General features: G+C 67.3%; 22 protein-coding genes and 1 tRNA gene. 10 read left to right on the forward strand and 13 right to left on the reverse strand.

Features of this window, described 5'->3' with window-relative positions; all coding sequences use genetic code 11:
- Positions 1-472 precede the first annotated feature (472 nt).
- The 4 genes from OHA40_RS17490 to OHA40_RS17505 all read left to right on the forward strand — a co-directional run bounded on the left by OHA40_RS17490 (position 473) and on the right by OHA40_RS17505 (position 2,795).
- Positions 473-1,618, forward strand: coding sequence for a helix-turn-helix domain-containing protein (locus OHA40_RS17490; protein WP_330228011.1), 1,146 nt, complete (start codon positions 473-475; stop codon positions 1,616-1,618).
- Complete coding sequence (locus OHA40_RS17495; RefSeq protein WP_330228012.1) at positions 1,608-1,814, forward strand: DUF397 domain-containing protein; 207 nt, start codon at positions 1,608-1,610, stop codon at positions 1,812-1,814. The genes OHA40_RS17490 and OHA40_RS17495 overlap by 11 nt, the downstream gene beginning before the upstream one ends.
- A 48-nt stretch (positions 1,815-1,862) precedes the next feature.
- The gene (locus OHA40_RS17500; RefSeq protein ID WP_330228013.1) at positions 1,863-2,069 is read left to right on the forward strand and encodes a DUF397 domain-containing protein; all 207 of its coding nucleotides are present in this window, start codon (positions 1,863-1,865) and stop codon (positions 2,067-2,069) included.
- 159 nt (positions 2,070-2,228) lie between these two features.
- Positions 2,229-2,795: a hypothetical protein gene (locus tag OHA40_RS17505; RefSeq protein WP_330228014.1), complete on the forward strand. Its 567-nt coding sequence runs from the start codon at positions 2,229-2,231 to the stop codon at positions 2,793-2,795.
- Between the two features lie 42 nt (positions 2,796-2,837).
- Here the strand turns inward: OHA40_RS17505 and OHA40_RS17510 are convergent, their stop codons facing one another.
- Positions 2,838-3,263 (reverse strand): nitroreductase family deazaflavin-dependent oxidoreductase, encoded by a 426-nt coding sequence (locus OHA40_RS17510; RefSeq protein WP_330228015.1) that lies wholly within the window; start codon positions 3,261-3,263, stop codon positions 2,838-2,840.
- A gap of 85 nt (positions 3,264-3,348) precedes the next feature.
- Between OHA40_RS17510 and OHA40_RS17515 the strand changes: the two genes are divergently transcribed.
- Complete coding sequence (locus OHA40_RS17515) at positions 3,349-3,927, forward strand: TetR/AcrR family transcriptional regulator (RefSeq protein ID WP_330228016.1); 579 nt, start codon at positions 3,349-3,351, stop codon at positions 3,925-3,927.
- 284 nt (positions 3,928-4,211) lie between these two features.
- Here the strand turns inward: OHA40_RS17515 and OHA40_RS17520 are convergent, their stop codons facing one another.
- Positions 4,212-4,607 (reverse strand): VOC family protein, encoded by a 396-nt coding sequence (locus OHA40_RS17520; protein ID WP_330228017.1) that lies wholly within the window; start codon positions 4,605-4,607, stop codon positions 4,212-4,214.
- An 851-nt stretch (positions 4,608-5,458) separates the two neighbouring features.
- Here OHA40_RS17520 and OHA40_RS17525 point away from each other — a divergent pair.
- Together OHA40_RS17525 and OHA40_RS17530 are read left to right on the forward strand one after the other, a co-directional pair.
- Complete coding sequence (locus tag OHA40_RS17525) at positions 5,459-6,685, forward strand: cytochrome P450 (RefSeq protein ID WP_330228018.1); 1,227 nt, start codon at positions 5,459-5,461, stop codon at positions 6,683-6,685.
- Positions 6,682-7,272 (forward strand): TetR/AcrR family transcriptional regulator, encoded by a 591-nt coding sequence (locus OHA40_RS17530; RefSeq protein ID WP_330228019.1) that lies wholly within the window; start codon positions 6,682-6,684, stop codon positions 7,270-7,272. Before OHA40_RS17525 ends, OHA40_RS17530 begins: the two co-directional genes overlap by 4 nt.
- 117 nt (positions 7,273-7,389) lie before the next feature.
- Here OHA40_RS17530 and OHA40_RS17535 read toward each other — a convergent pair whose 3' ends face one another.
- The 4 genes from OHA40_RS17535 to OHA40_RS17550 form a co-directional block, all read right to left on the reverse strand.
- Positions 7,390-8,625, reverse strand: a complete 1,236-nt coding sequence (locus OHA40_RS17535) for an FAD-dependent monooxygenase (protein WP_330228020.1) — start codon at positions 8,623-8,625, stop codon at positions 7,390-7,392.
- 173 nt (positions 8,626-8,798) lie between these two features.
- Positions 8,799-10,526, reverse strand: coding sequence for an allophanate hydrolase (gene atzF, locus OHA40_RS17540; RefSeq protein WP_330228021.1), 1,728 nt, complete (start codon positions 10,524-10,526; stop codon positions 8,799-8,801).
- A complete protein-coding gene (gene uca, locus OHA40_RS17545; RefSeq protein ID WP_330234233.1) occupies positions 10,527-14,078 on the reverse strand; it encodes an urea carboxylase in 3,552 nt (1,183 codons plus the stop codon).
- Positions 14,079-14,150: 72 nt separating this feature from the next.
- On the reverse strand, positions 14,151-14,858 hold the full coding sequence (locus tag OHA40_RS17550) for a GntR family transcriptional regulator (protein ID WP_330228022.1): 708 nt from the start codon (positions 14,856-14,858) through the stop codon (positions 14,151-14,153).
- A gap of 184 nt (positions 14,859-15,042) precedes the next feature.
- On the opposite strand from OHA40_RS17550, the gene OHA40_RS17555 reads away from it, so the two are divergent.
- On the forward strand, positions 15,043-15,501 hold the full coding sequence (locus tag OHA40_RS17555) for a hypothetical protein (protein WP_330228023.1): 459 nt from the start codon (positions 15,043-15,045) through the stop codon (positions 15,499-15,501).
- An 8-nt stretch (positions 15,502-15,509) separates the two neighbouring features.
- Here the strand turns inward: OHA40_RS17555 and OHA40_RS17560 are convergent, their stop codons facing one another.
- The 4 genes from OHA40_RS17560 to OHA40_RS17575 all read right to left on the reverse strand — a co-directional run bounded on the left by OHA40_RS17560 (position 15,510) and on the right by OHA40_RS17575 (position 19,380).
- Entirely contained in the window at positions 15,510-16,238 is a 729-nt protein-coding gene (locus OHA40_RS17560; protein WP_330228024.1) for an SDR family NAD(P)-dependent oxidoreductase, read from the reverse strand.
- A 331-nt stretch (positions 16,239-16,569) separates the two neighbouring features.
- Positions 16,570-16,643: transfer RNA gene (locus tag OHA40_RS17565), tRNA-Pro, on the reverse strand.
- Between the two features lie 60 nt (positions 16,644-16,703).
- On the reverse strand, positions 16,704-18,380 hold the full coding sequence (locus OHA40_RS17570) for a hypothetical protein (RefSeq protein WP_330228025.1): 1,677 nt from the start codon (positions 18,378-18,380) through the stop codon (positions 16,704-16,706).
- Between the two features lie 37 nt (positions 18,381-18,417).
- The gene (locus OHA40_RS17575) at positions 18,418-19,380 is read right to left on the reverse strand and encodes a metallophosphoesterase (protein ID WP_330228026.1); all 963 of its coding nucleotides are present in this window, start codon (positions 19,378-19,380) and stop codon (positions 18,418-18,420) included.
- Positions 19,381-19,514: 134 nt separating this feature from the next.
- Between OHA40_RS17575 and OHA40_RS17580 the strand changes: the two genes are divergently transcribed.
- Positions 19,515-19,979: a GatB/YqeY domain-containing protein gene (locus tag OHA40_RS17580; RefSeq protein ID WP_330228027.1), complete on the forward strand. Its 465-nt coding sequence runs from the start codon at positions 19,515-19,517 to the stop codon at positions 19,977-19,979.
- A 55-nt stretch (positions 19,980-20,034) separates the two neighbouring features.
- Here the strand turns inward: OHA40_RS17580 and OHA40_RS17585 are convergent, their stop codons facing one another.
- Positions 20,035-22,404 (reverse strand): penicillin-binding protein, encoded by a 2,370-nt coding sequence (locus OHA40_RS17585; protein WP_330228028.1) that lies wholly within the window; start codon positions 22,402-22,404, stop codon positions 20,035-20,037.
- 367 nt (positions 22,405-22,771) lie between these two features.
- On the opposite strand from OHA40_RS17585, the gene OHA40_RS17590 reads away from it, so the two are divergent.
- Positions 22,772-23,095 carry a WhiB family transcriptional regulator gene (locus tag OHA40_RS17590; protein ID WP_014981178.1) on the forward strand — a complete coding sequence of 108 codons (324 nt, stop codon included), beginning with the start codon at positions 22,772-22,774 and terminating at the stop codon, positions 23,093-23,095.
- Between the two features lie 94 nt (positions 23,096-23,189).
- Here OHA40_RS17590 and OHA40_RS17595 read toward each other — a convergent pair whose 3' ends face one another.
- Both OHA40_RS17595 and OHA40_RS17600 read right to left on the reverse strand, forming a co-directional pair.
- On the reverse strand, positions 23,190-24,329 hold the full coding sequence (locus OHA40_RS17595; RefSeq protein ID WP_330228029.1) for an ArsA family ATPase: 1,140 nt from the start codon (positions 24,327-24,329) through the stop codon (positions 23,190-23,192).
- Positions 24,326-25,345: an ArsA-related P-loop ATPase gene (locus OHA40_RS17600; protein WP_330234234.1), complete on the reverse strand. Its 1,020-nt coding sequence runs from the start codon at positions 25,343-25,345 to the stop codon at positions 24,326-24,328. Before OHA40_RS17600 ends, OHA40_RS17595 begins: the two co-directional genes overlap by 4 nt.
- Positions 25,346-25,355 lie beyond the last annotated feature (10 nt).

Below are 25,355 nucleotides of genomic sequence, written 5' to 3' on the forward strand. Positions count from 1 at the left end.
GGCGCATGCCCGGATCGCCGCGAGTACGACCAAACCCGATGGACGGTATAGGCAACGCGGTGGCTCAACCCACCGCCTGAACGACGCGCCTTGATCTGCAGGCGAAGGAAGCGCGATGGTGCCTCCTTCACGTACGACAGAGACATTGAGGCGGAACAGCTCTGCGAAGAGGCTGACCTCATCCGGCAAGTCCGGACGGATTAGATAGGTCCACCTGGCAGAGCGGGGATGGGCGAGGACCGCTCCGAGCTCCGCCGCCCGACATTGCATTTCGAGCTTGACGGCCTGGCCCAGATGTGCGGGCATCATCAAGGCCCACACGTGTGTGGCGGGCATGATGATGCGACCCAGCTGTGGTGGGTCGATCACGGCGGGCAGGTCGCACACCCGTCGATAGAAGTGACACCGAGTCGCGGGTGTATCCCCAAAAGGTATGTGGTCCAACGGTTAAGCCCCTGATTGTGTCGAGTGGGTGAGGCAAGTTCGCCCGATCGTCCTGCGGCCGTTGGTAAATGCTGAGCTCAAGAGCCTGGGCAGAACCAACGCGCTCGGGCCGAACCTGCAGTCAGGAGACAGCGCATACGGCCAATGGGCAACGGATTCTGGGAGATTCAAAGAAAGAAGCCCAATAGCCCAGCGGAAGACCCATGCCTTGCCGCAGACTTGCCCAGAGCACGGCCAACCCGCAGTTCAGAATTCGCCCGGTTCACACCCAGATGGAGCGCCCGCGATGTCCGAGATCGAATCCACTGTCGCCCGACGGCAACTCGGTCGATACCTGCGAGAACTCAGGCTTCAGTCCGGCATGACGATCGCCGAAGCCGCCGAGCTGATCGAGCGAGGGTCGAGCACTCTCCAACGGCTGGAGAAAGGCACCGCCGACCGGGTCCGTGTCCACGATGTCGAGGCGCTGTGCCGCATCTACGGAGCTGACGAGATCATGACCGCCGCTCTCATCGGCTTGGCGAAGCAGGCCAAGGTCAAGTCGTGGTTCCATGAGTTCGGCGATCTGATCCCGGAAAACTTCGACGTGTACGTGGGACTCGAAGCAGCAGCGAGAAGTCTGACCTCGTACCAGGTCGAACTCGTTCCTGGACTGCTCCAGACAGCCGAGTATGCCCGTGCCGTCATCCGGATGGGCGTGCCGGATGAGACAGACGACGACCACGAACGCCGAGTCCGGATGCGAATGCAGCGGCAGGTGCTCATCACTCGGAAAGCGCGGCCCGCAACTATCGACATCGTGCTGCACGAAACCGTTCTGCGTCGGGTTATCGGCAACAACAGGGTCATGGCAGCACAGTGTCGACACCTTGCCGACCTGAGCACGAAGCCGAACATCACCATCCGGGTACTCCCGTTCTCCGCCGGAGTGCCGGGCGGCAAGCTCACCGGGCCGTTCATCATCCTCGGCTTCGGTAACGATTCGAAAGGCGGCGAAGCTGAGCCAAGGGTCGTGTACGTCCCGAGCTTCGTCGGAGACATGTACTTGGAGAAGGAACAAGACGTTCGTCGGTACGATCAAGCGAATGAGGCAATCCAGCAAGCTGCGCTGGACGTCGTGAGCAGCAGGAATCTGCTGCGGCAGGTAGCGAGGGAGTTTGAGCGTGAACGTTGACCTATCCAAGGCGAACTGGTTCAAGAGCAGCCGGAGCGATGCCACAAAGGAGTGCGTCGAGGTCGCGTTCCTCGATGAAGACTTGATCGGGGTCCGTGACTCGAAGAACCCCAGCGGCCCGGCTCTTGTCTTCGCGCCTGGTGAGTGGGACGCGTTCACTGCGGGCGTGATCGGCGGCGAGTTCGACCGAAGGTAGCACGAAGTCGAAAAAGGCCCTCCTTCATTGCAACACGGGAGATGGAACGTGGACGTTGACGTAGCAAAGCCGACGTGGTTCAAGAGCAAGCACAGCGAGAGCGGTTCCCAGTGCGTGGAGGTCGCGTTTCTCGACGCGGGCATGATCGGCGTCCGCGACTCCAAGAACCCCACCGGCCTGGACTTGGTGTTCACCCCCGGCGAGTGGGATGCCTTCACGGCAGGCGTCATCGACGGTGAGTTCAACCGCACGTAGCAACATGCCGAGACGGTCCTGCCCTCAGCGGTTTCGAGGGCAGGACCTTTCGATACGCAGACCAGACATTGGTCCGGTCGTCGTCAGTGACTTCGCCAGCGGCGAGGTATTCCCGATTACCTGCCGGATGGTGCTCGACCGGCGTTAGCATCCATGCGTATGGGTATCAAGCATGGACTCTTGCGCTCTGCGGTCACCGTATTCATATGCGCCGGTGCGGCTTTGGTTGTGCCTGCCACTGCCAGCGCCGAACACGCAGGTGAACCATGCCAGCCAGGTCGGTCGAACCAGCCGCCGCGTTCGTGTGTTCTGACACCGGTCGATTTCGCTCCGGCATGGACGCTCGGGAACGGTGTCTGCGCCGGTCTGCTGTCGGCACACGGGCAAGCAACCGACGGCCCCCTCTACCAATACTCCGCTAACGCTGGGGCCACACACTCCATAGAGCTTCGCCTCAGTACCGGGATCGGTCTGGAGCCTTTGTCGGCGGGGCCGGTGCTCGGCTGTGCAGTCACTGCCATCGTCGACTGGCACAACCTCGACACTGGCGGCACCGGCTCGGTCAGCCAGTACGTGGATCCTTTTGCCTGCCAGAAGTTCACGCCGGGTTGCTACCAGCACGCCGGACCGACCATTCACATGGGCACTGGCCCAGGGCGTGTCCGGCTCACCCTGCGGACCGATCATCCGAACATCCCGTCAACGATCGAGATAATCGTGCCCTGACCGAACAAGCATCGTTCGGCAAGCGCCGCGAGAAATCCGGGTTCAGCGGGCGACGGGTGGGGCTGATCGTGCCGGTGCCTCCAGTTCGCGTACGACCTCGACGCTGAGGAATTCAGGAGCTTTGATCACCTTGCGAAGCATGAAGCGGATGAACGGCGGCATGTCGGTGGCGTTCTCGTCCCGGTAGACGCGGGGAGTGCCGACCGCATAGTGCCTTCGCCTGGATTGGAGTTCGCAGCCGTCCGCGGCGAGGACATTGCGCACCCAGTCCGCGTTCGATCCGTACGTCAGCGCGATCACGTAGCCGTCTCCGCGGCGGAAGGCCCACAGCGGTGTCCGGAAGACCCGGCCCGACTTGCGCCCGCGGTGGATCACCACCGCCCATCCCGGCGCCCACGGGGCGATGAACTTGGTGACCCGATTGAGCCCGATCTTGTTGGCTCGGGCGATCCATCGTGGAGCTGGCATCAAAAACTCCTCACTTGTTGAGTTTCTCTGTCGAGCCTAAGTCGAGTGAAGCCAGAAAGTCAACGCCTGTAGAATTTCGGGCACTATGCCTCCGATCGGACGACGCCCCGGCAAGACCGACACCCGCGATGTGCTCGTAGAGACCGCACGCCGCAAGTTCGCCGAATCCGGTTACGACAAGACGACCGTGCGGGACATCGCGGCGGCCGCCGGAGTCGACCCGGCGCTGATCCGGCACTATTTCGGCAACAAGGCCGAACTTTTCCGCGCCACTATGGGATGGCCGTTCGAGCCCGCAGACCTCGCCGCGCGGATCATCGACGGTGCGAGCGGCGGGATCGGTGACCGGCTGACGCGGGTGTTCTTCGAGGCATGGGAACAGCCGGAATCGCGCGGCCCGCTGCTGGCTATCCTGCGGGGCGCGGCGACCCATGAGGAGTCCGCCGGCCTGGTCCGGCAATTCATCCAGGGCCAGCTGTACGCGCAGCTCGCCTCCGCCCTGCCCGGTCCTGACGCCGAACTCAGGATCGATTTGGCGATGGCCCAACTGCTCGGCATCGCCTACCTCCGCCATGTCCTGAAGGTCGAGCCGATCGCCTCGGAATCGCTCGGCGAGCTGATTGCCCGGGTCGCGCCGGTGGTCACGGCGCATCTGACCGGTTAGTCCGCCGGACTCCCAGGTCACCGCACAAGACAGCGTTCCGGCGACGGCGACCGGAGCAGACAAAACACCGCCAGGTCGCAAGACCTGACGGCGCTCAGCTTGTCGGACGCCACGCCAACGTCACGACTCGAGTCGACGTCCCACAAGCGCCTCTCGGCGAGTGGTCGCTCGAAGCGACGAAGGGTGCGGCCCGGGGCTGTCCGGACGTCGACAGGGAGCTTCAACCACCCGTCGCCGGAACCTATTCCGCCGCGAATTTGTGATGCCGGCCACTGCGCCGAGCCCTACTCGTTTCGCGCGTGCGTTGACAGGGCCGATTCGGACGCCCTCGCCACGGCCATGTCGATCTCCTGGATCTGGAGCGTCACGCCGTCCGGATCGACGACCCGCAGGCTGCGACCGAAGTCCTCGTCGAAGATCTCGTAGTCGTAACCCTGCTCGCGCAATCGGCTGCCGACCACTTCCAGCTTCTCGTCGGTCGCGAACCCGAGTTCGACCGATCCGGCCGGGCGTCCCTTCGACACCGTGAAGTCGTGCAATCCGACCGCCCCGGCATCGGCCGAAAGTTGCGCCCAGATATCGAGACTCGCGTTCGAATCGAACACGAGCCCGAGACCGGCGTAGAACTTACGGCACGCTTCCACATCCGAGACGTACCTGATGGGCAGGACAGTCAGCATTTCTCACTCCTTCTTGGAACGGATGCGACCGAGTATGGATAGACGCCGCACGTCGCGACCCTTTTCCGCAGGGCATGAGCCGGGATCCGACACATAACGCGCTCGATACGACGGATTCCGTCATGGTGGCGATCGCAGGGGCGCCGAACGGATCGTGGTTGCCGCGTCACTGCGCGGGCAGGCCCGAGAGCACCCGATCAGGGCGACACCTGTCGGCGAAGTCTTCGAGCGGGAAGCTGGGCGACGGTTGTCGTAGACCTGGCCGAGCGGGCGGCCAGGTTCGTTCATTTACAGCAGGCCCCACCAGTAGAGCAGGCTGGCCAGAATCCAGACCACCACGGTTTCCATCGTCGCTCCCAATCTCCTTGGCGCACTTGTCTCCATCATCCCGCGATCGCGGCGGTGCGGTAGGGGCTTGCCGCGTCACCACTTGGTAACGCTCCGCTACCTGCGGATTTGATCTTGCAAGGTGTTCTTAAGGGTGCGCCAAGCCCGCGCTTGCATTCTTGGTCTCGCGGGGAGATAGCCCCCACCGGGGGGTTGGGAAACCGGGGAGCGACCTGTCTCGAGGGGTGACAGGTCGGCCTCGGGGGTGGTGTCCGCCGGGCCGGTCTACGAGGGGTGGCCGGCCCGGTGGGCATGAGGTGCGGAGCGGTCGCTCGCGCTGGCTCTTCCTGGAGCTGACCGGCAACCAGACCGTCGTTGCGGCTGCCGAAGGTAACCCACGGGTGTGCGGCACCGGACCCGACGCGGGGAAGGGGCGGCCGGGCTGATGCTGAGCGTGATCGGTCCGGCCGACCGATCTGGAACCTGTTCTAGACAGTTTCAGTATTTTGTCTTACTGTCGATACATGGTGAACGTTGCGTATCGGGCGGTTCCCGTTCTCGAACTTCGGTCCGGCCCCACCTGGGTGTCGCCGTGGGGGACGTACGCCGCGCTGCGCGAACAGGACCCGGTGCATCACGTCGTACCGGCCGCGCGACCGGAGAACGACTACTGGGTGCTCACTCGGCACGAGCACGTCTACGCGGCGGCGCGCGACAGCGAGACCTACTCTTCGCGCGACGGACTCACTGTGGAATACGGCGAGCTCGACGAACTCGGTCTGACCGACAATCCGCCGCTGGTGATGCAGGACCCGCCGCAGCACACCGACTTTCGCAAACTGGTCGCTCGCGGGTTCACACCGCGCCAGGTGGAGGAGGTCGAACCGGTGGTCCGCCGATTCGTGCGCGATCGGCTGGACGACATAGCGGGCCACGGCGGTGGCGACATCGTCGAGCAGCTGTTCAAGCCGCTGCCCAGCATGGTCGTGGCGCACTATCTCGGCGTGCCCGTGCAGGACCGGGCGAGGTTCGACGGGTGGACCGACGCCGTCGTCGCGGGCAGCATCGACCGTGCGAACACCCGAGCTCGTGCGGCGTCGGCGGAGATGATGGGGTACTTCGCCGAGCTGATCAAGCGCCGTCGCACCGATCCCGGTGACGACACCGTGTCGCTACTCGTCCAAGCGGGAATGGCCGCCGACGATACGGACATGCGCGGACTGGTCCAAGTCCTGGCCTACACCTGGACCATGGTCGCAGGCGGGAACGACACCACGACGGGCCTGCTCGGCGGCGCGGTGCAACTGCTGCAACAGCATCCGGACCAGCGCGCCGCCCTCGCCGCCGACCCGGACCGGATTCGTGTCGCGGTGGAGGAATTCGCCCGGCTGACCTCGCCGGTGCAGGCGCTGGCGCGGACCACAACGCGCGATGTGGAGCTGGCCGGAAAGACGGTGCCGGCCGGACGCAAGGTCCTGCTGGTGTTCGGGTCCGCCAACCGGGACGAGCGGGCGTTCGGCCCGGACGCCGCCGCCCTCGACATCGACCGGAATCCGCAGCGCATTCTTACGTTCGGGCATGGGCCGCACCATTGCCTCGGCGCGGCCGCCGCCCGGATGCAGGCCCGCGTCGCGCTCGAGGAACTGCTCGACCGGTTCCCCGAGTACGTGGTCGACATCGACGCGGTCGAGTACGCGAACGGTCCCTACGTCCGCAGGCCGACCACCGTGCCGTTCCGGTGCGCGGCATGAGCGGTGACTGGCTGGCCGACGGACGCGCCGAGTTGGCCGGTGAGCGCATACTCGACGCGGTCCGCGCGCTGTTCATAGACAACGGGGTCAGCGGAGTGGGAATGGCCGAAGTCGCGGAGGCCGCGGGCTGTTCCAGGGCGACGCTGTACCGCTACTTCGAGAATCGACAGGCGCTCTACGTCGCCTTCGCGGGGCGCGAGGCGCGTCAACTGGTCCAGCGGGTATGGCTGGAACGGGCGGTCTCGGCAAACGTGACGCCGGAGGAGCAGCTGCTCGATACGTTGACCGCGCTGCTCGCCGAGGTGCGCAAAACGCCGCATCTGGCGGTCTGGTTCGAACCGGCCAACGCGGGAATCGTTGCCCAGCTGGCGAATTCACCGGGTGTGGTTGACGCGCTCGCCACGGACTTCGTCGCCGGATTCCGTCCCGAACTATCCGCACAGGCGGCCGAGCGTGTGGGCCGGTGGGTGGTACGCGCGATGGTATCGCTGCTGACCTTGCCCGGCGCGGGCGAAGACGAGGAACGCGCCATGCTGCTTACCTTCGTGCTGCCTTTCTTGCTCGACGGTCGGACGGTGATCGACTGACGGGGCGGCGATGTAGCCCGCGAAGTCGCTCTCGTGCAGGACATTCGCGCTCGATTCGTTCGAGCGCAAGTGCCCGTGCTCATAAACTGCTGGACGCGCCAGAGAGCTTCGTCGGGGCTAGCCGACAGTCACCCCCGAGTAGTCGGGCAGGTCGTAGGACTCGGTCTTGCTGAGCATCCGCATCATGAGCGGCCGCATCGCCTTCGACATCATCAGCTTGCTGACCAGATGTCCTGCGCGAATGCCGAAGCGGGTCTTGGGCGTCATGGCGGGCAGCCCGCCCGGCTGCAACTGCTGCGCGATTTTCACGAAGGGGCGCAGCACCTCGTCGTAGCGGGCCAAGCCACGCTCCGGATCGGCGGCGTGCGCGGCGATCTCTCCGGCGAGGACGTACGCGCCGACCAGCGCCATGGCGGTCCCCTGCCCGGTCAGCGGCGAGCCGCAGTAGCCCGCATCGCCGAGCAGCGCCACCCGGCCCCGGACCCAGCTCGGCATGTCGATGCGCGCCAGCTCGTCGAAGTAGAAGTCCGGTGCGTCGGCCATCGCCGAGGCGATGCGATCCGACTCCCAGCCGCCTCCTGCCAGTCGCTCGCGAATGAACTGCTGCTGCGCTTCGACGTCGCGGCGCAGTGCGGGATTCGCCTCGGCCCGCATCACGACGAGCGCTTTGCATGTGCTCGGGTCGGCATCGGGACGCATGCCCAGCCCGGTGGCGCCGACCAGCGAGTGCATCGAAAACCAATGCGGCTCCAGGCTTTCCGGCCGTGGCAGGGTGAAGAAGGACATGTATCCGCCGAGGTAGGTGGCGAACTGCTCCTCCGGGCCGAACGCCATGCGGCGGGTCGCGGAGTGCAATCCGTCCGCGCCGATCACGATGTCGAACCGCTCGGTGGCGCCGGAGGCGAAGGTCACGTCGACGCCCGCGTCGTCTTGCTCGATCGCGGTGATCCACTCCCCGTAGCGGTAGTCGACGCCGCCCTCGGCGGCGAGCATATCCAGCAGAACCTGATTGAGATCCCCCCGGGTGATCTCGATTTCGGCGACCCCGCCCTTGCCGTCGAAGAGTTCCGCGGGCATGCGCAGGATCTCGCGGCCTTTGCCGTCGACGTACTTCATGCCGCGCTCGTCGAGCTGGTAATCGCGGATGCCGGGCATCATTCCCATCCGCTCGGCTACCTCGCGGCTCGGCCCGCGCAGGTCGACGGCCTGCCCGCCGGGCCGCGGCGCCGCGGCCCGCTCCACGACGGTGGCCCGGATACCCGACCGAAGCAGTTGCAGCGCAACGGCATTGCCGCCGATGCCGCCACCGGCGACGAGCACACGGACCTGGCTGATTCCGGACTTGGCACTCATGACTTCCTCGACTCCCACTACATTGCCCAAACGTCTCAGACATATGTCTAACACATATCTAGCACATTCGTCTAGGACAAACGTCTAAATCCATGGGCATAAAAGTCGAGTGGCACATGGTTGCGGAGAAGTCCGAGCGGACCCCGCAACCAGGTACCACTCGTGGAGAGGTGTTATGGGCGGTGTTGAAGGTAGGTTCGCCAGTTGGTGTGGTGGGTGATGTCGAGGGCGGTACGCGCGGCATCGTGGGTGCAGGTGAAGCCGATGACATTGCGGCCGTCGGCAAGGTCGATGCTGGTCAGCGCCATGGGGGCGGGGAGTTCGGCGAGGAAGCGGCCGAGCCCGGCCTCGGAGACGCGGAAGAGTTCCCCCGCTATCGGTGCGCCGAGGCCGGGCCCGTGCCGCACCAGTCCCGGCTTGGGCGGGGTGGTGTCCAGCGCGGTCAGGCGGTAGGCGTCGGTGGTCCTGATCTCGCCCAGGAAGCGGGCGCCGAGTTGCTCGAGCTGCCAGTGCAGCGGTTGCCCGCGCAGGTGTGCGCCGAAGACGGCGAGGTCGACGCCACGATCGACCAGCAGCGGCGCGCTCTCGCCGCCGAGCAGGCGAGCGGCCAGATCTACGGCCACTTGGTCGGCGAAGGCCGGAGTGACCAGCATGACGCCGAACGGCGCACCCTCGGCGGTCGCTGCGCCCGGGATGGCGACAGCGGCCATATCCAGCAGATTGCAGAAGTTGGTGTAGGTGCCCATCCGCCGGTTGATCCCGATCGGATCCGCTTGCACGGCAGCGATACTGGGGTGTTCGGTGGTGGTGGGCAGCAACAAGGCGTCGAAGCCGTGCAGCAGTTCGGCGGCTGCCGCTTTGGTGTGGGCGAGTGTGTCCAGGTCGGCCGCGAACGCGGAGCCGGTCTTCTCGCGCGCCGCGCCGATAATGGCGGCGACCGTGGGGTCGGCGCCTGCCGGTGCGGTGTCCAGGAACGCGCCCACCGCCGCGTAGCGTTCCGCGACGATCGCGCCGTCATAGAGCAGCAGCGCGGCGTCGAGCAGGACCGAGATGTCGATCTCTTCGGTTTTCGCGCCCGTGTCGGCGACCCCGGCGACGGTGCGGGCGAATGCCTCCCGATACGGCTCGCTGAGCGCGGCCAAGTCCTCGGCGCGCGGCACGGCGATGCGCGGCGCGAGCGGCGCGGACAGCCGGACGTCGGCGGGCCAGGTCCGGCTGCGCGGGTCCCGCGGCTCCGGCCCGGCCATCACCGCGGCGGCGGTCACGGCCAGATCCAGGTCGGCGGCGAACACCGTGATGGCGTCGTAGTCCGCACAGGCGGGCACGGTTCCATGCGCCGGGATGACGCCCAACGTCGCCTTGATGCCGACGATCCCGTGCAGCGCGGCGGGCACCCGTCCGGAACCCGCCGTGTCCGTGCCGATACCGAGGTCCGCGACGGCGAGCGCCACCGCCGCCGCGGACCCCGAGCTCGACCCGCCGGACACCAGCTCCGGGTCGAGAGCATTGCGCACCGGGCCGTACGGGCTGCGCGTGCCGACCAGCCCGGTGGCGAATTGGTCCAGGTTCGTCTTGCCCAGCACGAGCGCGCCCGCCGCGATCAGTCGCTCGATCGCCGCCGCGGTCACCTCCGGGGTGTAGGCGAACTCGGGACAGGCCGCGGTCGTCGGCAGACCGGCCACATCGATGTTGTCCTTCACCGCCACCAGTGCCCCGGCCAGCGGCAAGATCGCACCGGCGGCGAGCCGCTCGGCGACCACGGCCGCTTCGGCGGAGACCTCGCGTTCCGGCCGCAGCGTGATCCATACCTCCGGACGATCCACCTCGGCTATCCGCCGATAGGCGGCCGCGACTCGTTCGACGGGGTCGGCCGCCGTGCTGCCTAGGACGCCTGGGGACATTCAGTCGACTCCGATCACTACTAGGGGTGTGCCCGGTTCCACCTTGGCGCCGGGTGCGGTCAATACCTTCAGCACGGTGCCGGCGCCGGGGCTGTGCACGGGTAATTCGAGTTTCATCGCCTCCAGCACGGCGACCGGTGCGCTGGCCGTGAGCCGTTGTCCCGCTTCGACTTCCACCCGCCAGACATTGCCGATCATCGGCGCGGTCACCACGATCGCGTCCGCGGGCAGGCCGGCCAATGGATCGTCGACCGGTGCGGCGACGGGCGCGACGGTGGTGCGTTCGAATTCGCCCGCCGCGCGCCACGCCGCCTTCTCCTCCTCGAACGCGGCGGTCTGCCTTGCTTCGAACTCGGCGATGGAGTCGGCCTCGGCGCGCAGCAGACGCACATGGTCGGCGAGGGCGAAGCTGCCTTCGCTCACCTGCGCGTCGAACCGGCCCGCCTCGGCCGCCGCCCGGTACTCGAGCAATTGCTCCGGGCTCACCGGTTCCCAGACGATGCGATCGAAGAATCGGAACAGCCAAGGCGTGCCCGGTTCGAACGGCGCAGACTGCCGGTAGCTCGACCAGATCGGCACAGTGCGGCCGATCAACTGGTAGCCGCCCGGCGAGGCCATCCCGTAGACGCAGAGGTACTTGCCGCCGATGCCGACGGCGTCGGACGGCGTCCACGTGCGGGCCGGGTTGTATTTGGTGGTGACCAGGCGGTGGCGGGGATCGAGCGGAACCGCCAGCGGCGCACCGAGATACACGTCCCCCAGCCCGAGAACCAGGTATTCGGCGTCGAACACCGTGGTGCGCACGTCCTCGACGCTGTCGAGCCCGTTGATGCGACGAATGAACTCGACGTTCGACGGCAGCCAGGGCGCGGTGTCGCGCACACCGCTGCGATAGCGGTCGATCGCCTCGGCGATGGACGGGTCGTCGAAGGACAGTGGTAGCCGAATGGTGCGGCTCCGCACCACGAGGTCGGTGGTGGCGGGCAGCTCGAGTTCGAGGTCGGCCAGCGTGCCGAGCAGCCGATACTGTGGCAGCACCACGGGATCGAAGTGGATGTGCAGGGACCGGACACCGGGGGTCACGTCGAGAATGCCGGGAAGCCCGGCGGCCGCGAGCGCTTCGGTCAGCGCGTGCACTCGCATGCGCAACCCGAGATCGAGCACCATCTCGCCGTATTCCACCAAGACGTTGTCGTCCCCGCCGCGCAGGTAGCGCACCTGCGGACGGTCCGAGGATGCCTCGACGCCGCCAAGGATGCCGCGGTCGGCAAGGGCTGCTAGGGAATCGGGGACGAGGTCGGGCACGCGGCTGCTATTGGAGGAGCGCAATGCGGCCGCTTTGTCGTCGTCGACCGGCACGAACCGCACCGTGTCACCGGGACGGAGCTGGCCGAGTCGCCAGCGATGCGCGGACACCACCGTCAGCGGGCAGGCGAAGCCGCCGAGACTCGGGCCGTCGGGACCGAGCAGGATGGGCGTGTCACCGGAGACGTTCAGCGCGCCGACGCTGTAGGGATTGTCGTGCAGGTTGGACGGGTGCAGCCCAGCCTCGCCGCCGTCGGTGCGCGACCAGGTCGGTTTCGGGCCCTCCAGGCGGATGCCGGTGCGGTTGGCGTGACTGCCGACTCGCCACGGGTGCGTGCAGAACTGGACCATGTCGGCGTCGGTGAAGTACGCGGGCGCGGTTTGCGGACCCACCCCGACGGCGAGCTGCCAGTCGTGGGTGAATTCCGGCCGCTCGCCCAGTGGCACCGCGGCGGGCGAGCCGAGCACGTCGCCTGTGATACGGGCGATGCCGAGTACGTCGCCTGTGGCCAGCGCCTTTCCGGTGACACCGCCGAATCCGCCGAGGGTGAAGGTGGCGGCGCTGCCGTGATACAGCGGAGCGTCGATGCCGCACTGTACCGCCAGGTAGGTGCGCAGACCGGTGTCGGTGGGCGCGCCGATATCGAGCACGGCACCGGCGGGCACGGTGATGGGTTCCCACATGTCCACCGGGCGGCCGTCCACCGTCACGGGCGTCGGCGCACCGGTCACGCACACGATGGTGGTGTCGGTGAAGCGTAACTGCGGGCCTTGCAGGGTGCATTCGAGCGCGGGCACGCCGATCGGATTGCCGACCGCGGTGTTGGCGAGGGTGAACGAGAGGTCGTCCATCGGGCCGGACGGTGGAATGCCGACCTCCCACAAGCCGATTCGGCCCGGATAGTCCTGCACCGTTGTCATCGTCCCGCCGCGCAGCACGTCGATGCGGTGGCCGACCGGGCGGATCTCGGCCAGCGTGGTCGTGGTGTGCTCGGTGCGCAGCACCCGGGCGTCGTCGGCCGCCTGATGCAGTTGCGACAGATTCGTCTGCACGCCATAGATCCGCGTCGTGGCGAGCGCGGCGCGCAACGCGGCGAAGGCGTCGGCGCGGCTCGCGCCGGAGCTGATCACCTTGGCCAGCAGCGGGTCGTAGTACGGGCTGACCTCCGAGCCGGTATCGACCCACGTGTCGACCCTGGCATTGCTGGGGAACTGTGCCGATGTCACCAGCCCCGCGCTGGGGCGGTAATCGTGGCCGGGGTCCTCCGCGTAGACGCGAGCCTCCACGGCATGACCGGTGATCGGCGGCCCGCTCTCGGGCTGTTCGTCCACCATCGAGGTATCGCCGCCCGCCAACCGGAGCATCCATTCGACCAGGTCGATCCCGGTGACCGCCTCGGTGACCGGATGCTCGACCTGGAGGCGCGTATTCATCTCCAGGAACGAGGCGGTGTCATTGTCGGCGTCGTAGACGAACTCGACCGTCCCCGCCGAGCGGTAGGCGACCGATCGAGCAAGTTCCCGGGAAGCGGCGAGCAAGCGCTCCGACAGCTCCGTGGTGAGTCCCGGCGCGGGCGCCTCCTCGATCACCTTCTGGTTGCGGCGTTGCAGTGAGCAGTCCCGGGTACCGAGGCTGACCACCCGCCCGTTGCCGTCGCCGAACAGCTGCACCTCGACATGCCGCGCCCGCGCCACGAAACGTTCCAGGAAGACGCCGGTCGAGCTGAAGTTCGCCGCCGCGATGCGCTGCACGCGCTGGTAGGCGGCGCGCAGGTCATCCGGGCCGAAACAGGCCTGCATGCCGATGCCGCCACCGCCGCCGACCGCCTTCAGCATGACGGGGAAGCCGATCCGCTCCGCCTCCGTCACCGCGTGATCGGCCGAATCGAGCAGATCGCTGCCCGGAATGAGCGGCACGCCCACCGCACGCGCCGTCGCCCGCGCGGTGTGTTTCTCACCGAAGACGCGCAGCTGCGCTGGGGTAGGTCCGACGAACGCGATTCCCGCCGCGTCCACCGCGGTGGCGAAATCCGCGTTCTCGGAGAGAAATCCGTAGCCGGGATGGATGGCTTTCGCACCGGTCGACAGCGCGGCCTCGATCACCGAGTCGGCGCGCAGATAGGACTCGGCCGCCGGGCTCGGCCCGAGGCGCACAGCGACATCGGCCATTTCGACGTGCGTGGCCCCGACGTCAGCGTCGGAGTACACAGCGACCGTCTTCAAGCCGAGTGCCGCGGCGGTTCGCATGATGCGGCAGGCGATCTCGCCGCGATTGGCGACGAGCACGGTATCGAATTGCAGGCTCACTGCGGCCTCCCGCTAGTCCGTGGCCAGCGACATAGCCGCGATCGCGCGGGTGACGCGTTCGAGTACCACGTCCAGCGACTCGCCGATGTGCGTGTGCAGCAGCCGGTAGGCGAGCGAGAGTTCGTCCGCCAGAACCGCCTCCAGAATGCCGAGATGCTCGGCGATGGTGGTCTCGATCCGGTTGTTGACCATGAAGTCGTACATCCGCACGTGGCGGATGCGCGAGTTCACCGCCTTCAGCGCGCGCACCATCTCGGTGTTGCCCGCGGCGGTGAGCAGAGTGACGTGGAATTCCTCGTCGCGCACGACGAAACCCGGTTCCTGCTCGGGAGGGTCGGCGCGCAGTTCCAGCCACGCGGCGCGTTCGGCCTCCAGCAGTTCCCGGTCGTGGCTGACGGCGGGATTGGTCATTGCGCGCTGTAAACCACCCAGCTCCAGAGTGATTCGCAGCTCGTACAGGTCACGGATCAGCGGGATGCTCGGCCGCACCGGGCTGAAGCCGTATTCTTCCCGTTGCAGCAAGCCGTCCGAACACAAGACGGTCAGGGCTTCGCGAATCGGTGTGCGCGAGATGCCGAAGCGCGCCGAGAGTTTCGGCTCGGTCAGCCGTTCGCCGAACTTGATGTCCCCGTTCATGAGCTCGCTGCGCAGGGCCGCGTACACCACGTCACGCAGCGGTTTGCCCGCCGCGTCCGCCAAAGTGGCTATCCGTGTCGACATGGCTGTATACGCTATTGACCTCGGATGTCTGTGGCGTGTCCGTAGGTTATCGCTGCGTTAGCGTCTCCTCACCGCGCCTGTCGGGGCGCTGTGCCGGGGCGGGTGTCCGGTGGCGCGAAACGGAATCCGGCGCCGGGCCGACAGAGTTATCGGTCGGTCAGCGAATTCACATAGGAGAGAAGGCATGAAGCGCAGCATGAAGTTCGCCGGAGCACTCGCCGCCGCGGCCGTGGCGCCGCTCATCGCGGTCGGGAACGCCCAGGCCGACGCAGGTACGGTCTACTTTTCGGCGGGCAGCACGAACTGCGCGATCTTCGGGGATGGGTCCGTTGGATGCGATTTCGGCTCCCCGCTGTTCCTGAGCTATCGCGTGGGCAACTCCTACATTCCGGTGCCCGTGAAAGTCAGCGAGATGGTGATCGACCAGCCCTGGCTGCCCGCGCACCCCACGTTCGACCCCGGCACGCCGTACACGCTGCCGGGCGGCAATCCCAGCATCGACGACGTGAAGACCGGCTCGGGGCAGTGGGGACCGATCATCGAGCACGCGGGCGCGTCGTGTGCGGTGGGATTCCACGGGAGCTTCACCTGCCAGGCGAAGGGGCGTGGATTCAGTTCCTTCGGTGGGAACGTCGTCGCGTAATCGGCGCTCTACCGGGGTGCCCGGTCGGCCCCGCCCAGCCGGATGGCCTGCGCTGTCACCGTACTCGCCGCTTCTCCGGCCAGATAAGCTACAACCGCGGCGGGCTCGGCCGGATTCATCGCGGCGATGGCGGTCTCGAGTTCCGCATTGTCGGTGGCGCCGACGCCGTGGCTGATCGTGTTGACGGTGATCCGCCGCGGCATGAAGTCCGGCGCGACGGCCTGGCCGAGTTGCTCGACCGCGCCTCGGGTCGCGTCGTAGACAGCGCCGCCCGGGGTGGCGGAGTCACAGACGGTGATGATCCGGCCCCCCTCGGTGAGGTGCTGGGCGGCCAGTTGGATTCCGTTGAACACGCCCCGCACCGTCGCGGCGAAGCCGACGTCGAATGCGTCAGCGCTGATCTCCGCGAACGGCACGGCCTCCGGGACGGCCGCGGTGTGGACCAGCAGGTCCCACTTGCCGCAGTCCGCGAGCACTACCTCCACCAACTCCTGGTACTCGGCGCGGTCCGCGACATCCGCCGCTAGTGCGAGCGCCGCACCACCGGCGGCGGTGATCTCCTTGACCACGTCCGCAGCCCACTCCGGTATATGCGGATTGTGGACCACAACCTGCGCCCCTTGCGCGGCAAGCATTTTCGCGATCTTCTTGCCAATTCCGGTGTGGGCCTCCGTGACCAGCGCGGTCTTCCCAGCTAGCGGTTTGTCTGCGGGCACACTATCGACGGGATCGCTCATTTGCCGACCTTTCGTCCATCGCTGGAGTACTGATTCAGCGATGGTAATTCCCGCACACCAGCTGACGACGCCTTACGAAGGACTATCGATCATCATCGTGTCGGATTCGTCGGCGGCACCCGGCGCACGCAATGGCCGGGGAGCAGGGAGCGCGGCGTGTGAATGCCCGCAACCAGTCGAACAGTTTCGACACGGTGATCCGTCCTTCAACGGGATAGTCGTTGTCATCGCATGGCACGGCGGCCCTCGGATGTGCCGAACAGGTCCCCCGAAACAGAACGGCTCCCAGCCGGTGGAGGCTGGGAGCCGTGTCGTGTCTCAACCACACGAGTCGGGGTGACAGGATTTGAACCTGCGACCTCTTCGTCCCGAACGAAGCGCGCTACCAAGCTGCGCCACACCCCGTGAAGCGAACCGGGAGTAGCTTACAACAGCGGGGGGTGAGACGTTAAACCGGCAGGTCACTCAGCCTTCGATGGCTCGAATGCTGGTGCAGATCCGCTTGGCGGTCTCGGCGTCGAGGGCGCGGGGAACGCCGGTGTCGGCGGCGATCACCATGACGAAGGTTCCGCTGTCGGCGGGGAAGGCGGCGGTGTAGATGGAGTAAGCCGTCGCGCAGCCCGGCTTGGCCTCGGTGACGGTGCCCGTGGTCTCCACGAATACGCCGTGCTGGGATCCGTCCAGCGACGCCAGCGGTACGGGGGCGCCGGGTGTGCCGCCCGGGGTGCCCTGGTAGGCGAGTGCGGCGGTCTTGGCGCCGAGTTCGGTCGCCGCTCCGGCCGGGTCGGCGGTGTCCGAGCCGGTCAGGAAGGCGACCGTCCGAGTCGAGCCGGGGCAGTAGCCCTTGCCTTCGCTGGCATAGCCTTTGCCCGCAACGGTGTCGGGTGGGTTGCCGAAGCCGCCGATGGTGTCCTGTGGAGCGATGGTCCAGTCGGCGGGCACGTCGTAGGCGGCGCCGTTGCCGGGTGCCAGGACCGCCTGGTAGCCGGGGATGAGTGGGGTTTCGGCGCTCGCCCGGCCCGCGGTCGTCGGCGCGGTCTTGGTGGTCGGTGCCGGCGAGCCCGTCGAGGTGAGTGCGCTCACCATCGATGGCGAGCTGCCCTGAGCAGAATCGTTAGATCCACTCCTGGTCAGCGCCACGACACCCACCGCGACACCGGCTACCAGCAGCACTGCCAACCCGACTAGCAGCACGGCCTTTCCAGGGCCGCTTCCGTTCGGACGGTAATGCGGCGGCGGTCCGCCGGACCCACCGCGCGAACCGTAGCCGGGCTGATACCGGTCGGGTGGTGGTGAACCGCCGTCGTATTGTCCCGGCCCGCCCACTGGTTGCCACTGGTAGACCTGCGCTGGTTGCCCGAGCCGATCAGCGGTCGGGTGCCGGAGCACGGGCGCGATGTCACCCGCTCGTGGCTCGTGGCTCGGGTGCGGGCCGCCGGAGGGCGCGGGTTGGTCGAGCGCACCCAGCGGGCGCGCGAGCATGGTCGGATCCGCCTGCCCGGTGGTTCCGGAATTCGCCTCGGGGTGCTGTGGCCATTGCCCGGACGATGTGTGACCGAGGGATTGGGCCGGCATCGTCGGATCGTTGCGGTCGGCCGCGTCCTGCCCGGGATGCGGGTATTCCCCGCCCAGGGACTGGGCGATCCTGGCGGGATCGGCCGTGTTCTGCGAGGTGCCTGGCTGCCACTGCATGGTGGGTTCGGGCTGCGCCGTCGACGCGGGCCCTGGTTGATTCGGGTGACCGAGTTGCTCTGCGCCCGGCGACTGTCCCGCATCTCCTGCGGCTCCGGAATAACCGCCCGATTGCCAGGGATAGGACTGTGCGGCTCCATCACCTGTCGCGAGCAAACCGTATCCCTGCGGCATCGAGGGATACTCCGCTTGCTGGTATCCGCCCGTGCTCGGCCGCCATTGCTCCGAATCAGGGTCGGCCGCCTGCTCATTCGAGCTGCGCTGCCAGGGCGTGGCGGGACGCGGCGGTTCGTTCAGCGCGGGTGGCTCGGTCGTTGTCGGCTGCCACGGGACGACCGGATGGGCTCCGGAGTCCGGACGCCACGCGGCAGCGGCATCGCCACGCTCCCGGTCGGGGTCGAAATGCGGTGCTCCGAACGGCTGTTGCCGAGGAGTCTGTGGCTCGCTCACGGTTGTCCCTACCTGACACACATCTTGGCAGGGGACCTTAGCGGGCGACGGCCTCCGACGTCGACACATCCTGTCCCGCGTCCGCCCCCGGCCGTTTCGGCGGCGCGACGACCAGCGTCAGCAGGGTTGCTTCGGGGCGGCAGCAGAATCGGTACGGCGCCCACGGCGAGGTGCCGACGCCCGCGGAGACGTGCAGTTGGGTGTGCTCGCCCCACTTCGACGGACCCTTCACCCGGGACCGGTCGATACCGCAGTTGGTGACCAGCGCGCCGTAGCCGGGCAGGCACAGCTGGCCGCCGTGGGTGTGTCCGGCCAGCACCAGGTCGTATCCGTCCTCGGCGAAGCGGTCCAGCACCCGCGGCTCGGGCGAGTGGGTGAGACCGATCCGCAGGTCGGCCAGCGGGTTGGGAGCGCCGGCGATGGTGTCGTAGCGGTCGCGCTGCAGATGCGGGTCGTCCACACCGGCGGTGGCGATCCGGATACCCGCCACCTCGAGGTCGCGGCGCACGTGCGTCAGGTCGAGCCAGCCACGCTCGGTGAAGGCCGCGCGCAGATCCTTCCAGGGCAGCGGCGCGCCGAAGGTGCGGCGATGGTTCTTCTTGAAGTACTTCAGCGGATTCTTCGCCACCGGCGCGAAGTAGTCGTTGCTGCCGAAAACGAAAAGGCCCGGGCGGGAGAGCAATCCGCCGAGGGCCTGTACCACCGCGGGCACCGACTTCTGGTGCGAGAGGTTGTCGCCGGTGTTGATCACCAGATCGGGCTCCAGCCGGTCCAGCTCCCGCAACCACTGCTGCTTGAGCTTCTGACCCGGCATCATGTGCAGATCACTGAGGTGAAGTACCCGCAGCGACGACGACCCAGGCGCCAGCACTGGCATGGTGGCCTCGCGTAGCACGAAGGCATTGCGTTCCACCAGCGAGGCGTAGCCGATTCCGGCAACCGCGGCCCCGGCGGCTCCCAGAGCGGTCGTGCGTACAGCAGAGGTCGAGATCACGGGCATTTGCCCAGCATAGGTGACCTCGCTCGGGAGCGCCGAGTGTGTTTCGGCACAAGCGCCCAGTTCATGCCACGGGAAATCGGACGCCGCGGCAAATGTAGTGGGACCGCCGCGCCGGAGCAGCTACCGTGAGCGGCATGTCGGAACTCAAATCGCAGCTGCGCGCGGACCTGACCGCCGCGATGAAAGCCAAGGACACGCTGCGCCTTTCCACGGTGCGGATGCTGCTGTCGGCGATCCAGACCGCCGAGGTCGCCGGCACCGAGGCGCGTGAGCTCACCGACGCCGAGGTCATCGCCGTGCTGCAGAAGGAGTCGAAGAAGCGCAACGAATCGGCCGAGGTCTACACGCAGGCCGGGCGCGGCGAGCTGGCCGCGAACGAGCACGCCGAGGCACGCATCATCGACGAGTATCTGCCGACCCAGTTGACCGATGCCGAGGTCGCCGACCTCGCCGACACCGCCATCGCGCAGGTCGCCGAGGACATCGGCGAGCGGCCCGGCATGCGCCAGATGGGACAGGTCATGAAGATCGCCACCGGGCTCGCGGCGGGCAAGGCCGACGGCTCGCGCATCTCGGCCGCGGTGAAGGCGCGGCTGTAGCTCCGAAGGCGAAAGGGGCCGCGAACCGGGATGGTTCGCGGCCCCTTTCGTTTGCTCAGCGCGGGATCGGGATGGGGATCGGGATCGGTGGCAGGCGCGGCAGTGGCGGCAGCCCCGGCGCTCCCGGCGGCGGTGGCGGCGGACCCGGAGGTGGCGCGGCCCGTACGGTGCCGTCACTGATGTAGAGCGTGATCACCGAGCCGGGAATGGCCGAGCCGTTCGGCGCGGTTCCCATCACGGTGCCCTTGGGCCGGTCACCGGCGCCGGTCACCGGCGACACCTGGAAGCCCGCGGCGACCAGCGCGGCGGTGGCCTCGGCCTGCGTCTTGCCGACGACGTCGGGCACCTGGGCGTTGTTGGCGCCGCGCACGTACTTGTCGTCCAGCGGTGGCAGCGCGGGCGGCGGGAACAGCGGGATCACCGGTTTGATCGCGTTGAACCAGGTGCGCGCCGGTTCGTTACCGCCGAACAGGTTGCCGTCGCCGCAGTTGCGCAGCGGGAACGAGCAGATCTCGCCCGGTGTCGGGCTGTCGCCGTAGACGTAGGCCGCGGCGGCCAGCGAGTTGGTGAAGCCGAGGAACGCCGAGGAGCGATGGCTCTCGGTGGTGCCGGTCTTGCCGGACATCGGGTGGTTCCATTGCACCGACTGGGCCGCGGCCGTCGCGGTGCCCGCCGTGTCGTCCTTGCTCATCGCGTTTGCGAGGGTATTCGCCAAGCCCGGCTCGACGACCTGCTCGCATGCCTGCTGGGTCAGCGGCACCTGCTTGCCCTGGCGGTCGATGACCTCCTTGATCGGGTTCGGCGGGCACCACCGGCCGCCGGAACCCAGCGTCGCGGCCACGTTGGACAGCTCGAGCGGGTTGAGCGCGACCGGGCCCAGGGTGAACGAGCCCAGGTTCTGGCCCTTGATCATGTCGGCCAAGCTCTGGTTGCCGTGACCGGAGGAGCCCGATTCGGTGAACGAGCGCATGCCGAGCCGGATCGCCATGTCGACCGTCGGGGTGACGCCGACGGCCTGGATCAGCTTGACGAACGCGGTGTTCGGCGACGTGGCCAGCGCTTCGGTCACCGACATCGGCGACTTGTACCTGCCCGCGTTCTCGACGCAGTAGGTGGCGGGCGGGCAGCCGCGCGCACCGCCGTTACCCATGCCCCTGGCCTCGAAACGGCCCGGCACGTCGAGCTCGGCGCTGATGCCGAGGCCCTTCTCCATGGCCGCGGCGGTCGTGAAGATCTTGAAGATCGAGCCGGCGCCGTCGCCGACCATCGAGTACGGCTGCGGCTGCACAGTCTCGTTCCCGTCCCGGTTCAGCCCGTAGGTGCGGCTGCTCGCCATCGCGACCACCGGATGCGAGTCCTGTCCCGGCGCGACTACCGACATGACCTCGGCGATGTTGTCGAGGTTCGGGTTGGCCGCGTCCGTGACCGCCCGCTTGACCGAGTCCTGCACGGCCGGATCGAGGGTGGTCCTGATCAGGTAGCCGCCCTTGTCGATCTGCTCGCGGCTGATGCCCGCGTTGGCCAGGTACTGCAGCGCGTAGTCACAGAAGAAGCCGCGATCGTTGGCCGCGATGCAGCCGCGCGGCAGACCCTTGGGTTCCGGCAGCACGCCCAGCGGTTTGGTCTTGGCCTCGCGGAACTCGTCGGCGCGGCTGGGGATGTTCTGGATCATGGTGTCCAGCACCGTGTTGCGCCGGGCCAGCACGAGGTCGGGGTTGGTGTACGGGTTCAGTTTCGACGAGCTCTGCACCATGCCCGCCAGCATCGCGGCCTGCGACACGTTCAGTTCGGCCGCGTCGACGCCGAAGTAGGTCTTCGCGGCGTCCTGCACGCCGTAGGAGGAGTTACCGAACGGGACGAGGTTCAGATATCGGGTGAGGATCTCGTCCTTGGTCAGCTCGCGGTCCAGGGTGAGCGCCATCCGGATCTCCCGGATCTTGCGCGCGGGGGTGGTCTCGATGGCGGCGCGCCGCTCGGCGTCGGTCTTGGCGACCACCAGCAGTTGGAAGTTCTTCACATACTGCTGATCCAGCGTCGACGCGCCCTGCTGCACCTCGCCGCTGGTGGTGTTGGTCAGGAACGCGCGCAGCGTGCCCTGCCAGTCGACACCCTCGTGCTCGGCGAAGCGACGGTCCTCGATGGACACGATCGCCAGCTTCATGTCGTTGGAGATCCGGTCGCTGGGTACCTCGAAGCGGCGTTGCTCGTACAGCCAGGCGATCGGATTGCCCGCCGCGTCGACCATGGTCGAGACCGCGGGCACCGTCCCCTCGACCAGCTCCGCGGAGACGTTGTCGACGGCGTCGGCGGCGCGATTGGAAACGAACCCGAAGCCGCCGGCGAGCGGGAACAACAACCCGGCGACGAGCACGGCGGCCAGCACGCAACTGCCGGCCAGCCGCGCGAGCGTATGTGTGATCGGCACGAAACAAGATTACGGGGTGGGATTCGAGCGGTCCTTGCGGCATTTGTCCGACGCCTGGATCTGGTTGTTCCCGAACCGGAATGGGCGTGTCGCCCGATTGCGTTCGGCGTGTCGGGTGACGGCGCGCGCGCAATCTGCCTGCCCGTCCCGTCTGCGCCCGACTTTGCAGGGACGGACGTACCAAAAAATCTCGGGACGGTCTTGCGCAAGCGCCATACCTTTACCTAGATTGAGAACCCAGTGTGATAGAGCTAACACTCAAAGTGGAATGTGGTGCACTTCGCAGCGGGGTTTGGGTGCTGCGTGGTGACAACGCGATTCTGGAGCGCCGCTGACCCGGTGTTCGGACTGCAAAGGGGCACACCAAATGCACATGACAACCCCCATCGCTCGATTGGACGTGGAGCAGGCCGAAGCAAGGATCGCCTGGGTAGCCCAGGCCCGATGCAAGGAAGTGGATCCCGATCAGTTGTTCGTCCGCGGCGCGGCGCAGCGCAAAGCCGCGACGATCTGCCGGCACTGTCCCGTGCTCATGCAGTGTGGTGCCGATGCTCTCGACAACCGCGTCGAGTTCGGTGTGTGGGGCGGCATGACGGAACGCCAGCGCCGCGCCCTCTTGAAGCAACACCCGGAAGTGACCTCATGGGCCGACTTCTTCCAGGCCCAGCGCCAGCATCAGGTGGCGATGTAGTCCCAGCGAACCACGAAACGGAGCCCGCGCAAGCGGGCTCAGTTCGTTTTCGGCCCGATATTTCCATTCGAGATATAGCGGATACGCCTAAGTATCACGCGATCGCCTGCGCTGTTCGGGCGAGTTGGTTGCCCACAGCGCGCAACGCGTCGAGATCGGACACTTCGAACGGCAGCGCCGTGACCGAGACAATCGATACGCGCGGATGCGCGCCGGTGAAGCGATAGAGCAGATGCTGTTCCCGCTTGTCGGTGGCAACGCGGCGGGCGTGCACGCGCAACACCGCCGCGGTGAGCGGATCTTCCTGCTCGAGCTGGTCGGCGGCGGTGAGCGCGTGATCGGCCGACAGCGAGCTGAGCACCGGATGCGTGCGGTTCAGCACCAGCCCCGCCAGCGGCATGCGCTCGGTGGAGAGCCGATCGACGAAGAACGAGGCCTCCCGCAGCGCGTCCGGCTCCGGCGCCGCCACCACGAGAAAGTGCGTGCCGGGCTTGGACAACATCGCGTAGGTGCGGTCGGCCCGCTCCTGGAAGCCACCGAACAACGACTCCAGGGACTGCAGGAAGTTCGACGCGTCCTTGAGCATCTGCCCGCCGACGATGGTGGACACGCCGCGTACCGCCAGGCTCATCGCGCCGGTCACCAACCGGGTGACGCCGCGACCCGGCGCCATGATCACCCGGATCATGCGGCCGTTGAGGAAATTGCCCAGCCGCTTGGGCGCGTCCAGGAAGTCGAGAGCGTTTCGCGAGGGCGGGGTGTCGACCACGATCAGGTCCCACTCACCCTGGTGAGCCAGCTGGCCCAGCTTTTCCATCGCCATGTATTCCTGCGTGCCGCCGAACGAGGAGGCGACGGTCTGATAGAAGGGGTTGGCGAAGATCTGCTCCGCTTTATCCGGGCTGGTGTGTTCGAGCACCATGTCGTCGAACGTGCGACGCATGTTGAGCATCATCGCGTGCAGCTCGCCCTTTGCCTCGGGGCCGAGCGCCACCCGCTGCGGGGTGTTGTCGAGGTCGGCGACACCGAGTGACTGGGCCAGCCTGCGCGCGGGGTCGATGGTGAGCACGACGACCTTGCGTCCCTGCTCGGCGGCGCGCAGCGCGATGGCGGCGGCGGTGGTCGTCTTGCCGACGCCGCCGGAGCCGCAGCAGACCACGACGCGGGCGGAGGGATCGGCGATGATCCGCGAGATATCCAGGGGGGTAGCCACGGGATGCGTCGGCGTACTCATCGGACTCCCTGCGCGCTGAGATGTTCGGCTAGTTCGTACAGTCCGCCCAGGTCCATCCCGTCCGGGAGGGAAGGCAGATAGAGCCGGGAGATATCGACTTTGGCCAGCTCCTCGGCGCTGTCGTCCTGTGCCTGCAGAGTGGCGGAATGCTCGGCGGTTTCGGTGAGCAGGCCTTGGAAGTCGCTGTCGGACAAGGTGATCCCCGCGGCGATCAGCCCCGCGCGAATGGCGTCGGCGTCGAGATCGCCTTGGGCGGCCCGGGCGCGCAGCTCATGCGGCAGCTGGCCTTCGGTCGCGCGGTTCACGATCACGGTGCCGATACGCAGGTCGGCGGCGCCGAGTTCGGCGACGGCGTCGGCGGTTTCCTGCACCGGCAGTGCTTCGAGCAGGGTGACCAGGTGAATCATGGTCTCGTCGGAGTGCAGCAGCCGCGAAACGCCCTCGGCCTGCGAGGCGATCGGCCCGCCTTTGGCCACCTGCAGCATGGCATTGGTGACGTCGAGGAAGCTTGCGATGCGACCGGTGGGCGGGGCGTCGACCACGATCTCGTCGTAGGCCCGGCGGCCGGACTTGTCCACCCGGACCGCGCATTCCTTGATCTTGCCGGTCAGGATGACGTCGCGCAGGCCCGGTGCGATCGTGGTGACGAACTCGATGGCGCCCATTCTGCGCATCGCCCGCCCTGCGAAGCCCAGGTTGTAGAACATATCGAGGTATTCGAGGAAGGCGTGCTCGATGTCGAGGGCCAACGCGACCACTTCGCCGCCACCGTCGGCGGTGGCGATCCGTGTCTCGGTCGGTGGTAGCGGCGGCAGATCGAACAGCTGCGCGATCGACTGCCTGCTCTCCACCTCTACCAACAGCACGCGGCGCCCGCCGGCGGCGAGCGCCAGCGCCAGCGCCGCGGCGACCGTCGACTTGCCCGTGCCTCCCTTGCCGGAGACGTAGTGCAAGCGGGCCTGCTCAGCGCGCTTCGGCCACCGCGTGTCCAGCCCCGTCTCCGCCGAAAGCGGCACTGCTGTTGGT

This window comes from Nocardia sp. NBC_00508, from assembly GCF_036346875.1.
In the GTDB taxonomy this organism is placed as follows: Bacteria; Actinomycetota; Actinomycetes; order Mycobacteriales; family Mycobacteriaceae; genus Nocardia.

Coding starts and splice junctions, on each gene's coding strand:
- OHA40_RS17505 (WP_330228014.1), top strand. CDS start 2,229: ATGGGTATCAAGCATGGACTCTTGCGCTCTGCGGTCACCGTATTCATA.
- OHA40_RS17510 (WP_330228015.1), bottom strand. CDS start 3,263: ATGCCAGCTCCACGATGGATCGCCCGAGCCAACAAGATCGGGCTCAAT.
- OHA40_RS17515 (WP_330228016.1), top strand. CDS start 3,349: ATGCCTCCGATCGGACGACGCCCCGGCAAGACCGACACCCGCGATGTG.
- OHA40_RS17520 (WP_330228017.1), bottom strand. CDS start 4,607: ATGCTGACTGTCCTGCCCATCAGGTACGTCTCGGATGTGGAAGCGTGC.
- OHA40_RS17525 (WP_330228018.1), top strand. CDS start 5,459: ATGGTGAACGTTGCGTATCGGGCGGTTCCCGTTCTCGAACTTCGGTCC.
- OHA40_RS17530 (WP_330228019.1), top strand. CDS start 6,682: ATGAGCGGTGACTGGCTGGCCGACGGACGCGCCGAGTTGGCCGGTGAG.
- OHA40_RS17535 (WP_330228020.1), bottom strand. CDS start 8,625: ATGAGTGCCAAGTCCGGAATCAGCCAGGTCCGTGTGCTCGTCGCCGGT.
- atzF (WP_330228021.1), bottom strand. CDS start 10,526: ATGTCCCCAGGCGTCCTAGGCAGCACGGCGGCCGACCCCGTCGAACGA.
- uca (WP_330234233.1), bottom strand. CDS start 14,078: ATGCGAACCGCCGCGGCACTCGGCTTGAAGACGGTCGCTGTGTACTCC.
- OHA40_RS17550 (WP_330228022.1), bottom strand. CDS start 14,858: ATGTCGACACGGATAGCCACTTTGGCGGACGCGGCGGGCAAACCGCTG.
- OHA40_RS17555 (WP_330228023.1), top strand. CDS start 15,043: ATGAAGCGCAGCATGAAGTTCGCCGGAGCACTCGCCGCCGCGGCCGTG.
- OHA40_RS17560 (WP_330228024.1), bottom strand. CDS start 16,238: ATGAGCGATCCCGTCGATAGTGTGCCCGCAGACAAACCGCTAGCTGGG.
- OHA40_RS17575 (WP_330228026.1), bottom strand. CDS start 19,380: ATGCCCGTGATCTCGACCTCTGCTGTACGCACGACCGCTCTGGGAGCC.
- OHA40_RS17580 (WP_330228027.1), top strand. CDS start 19,515: ATGTCGGAACTCAAATCGCAGCTGCGCGCGGACCTGACCGCCGCGATG.
- OHA40_RS17590 (WP_014981178.1), top strand. CDS start 22,772: ATGCACATGACAACCCCCATCGCTCGATTGGACGTGGAGCAGGCCGAA.
- OHA40_RS17595 (WP_330228029.1), bottom strand. CDS start 24,329: ATGAGTACGCCGACGCATCCCGTGGCTACCCCCCTGGATATCTCGCGG.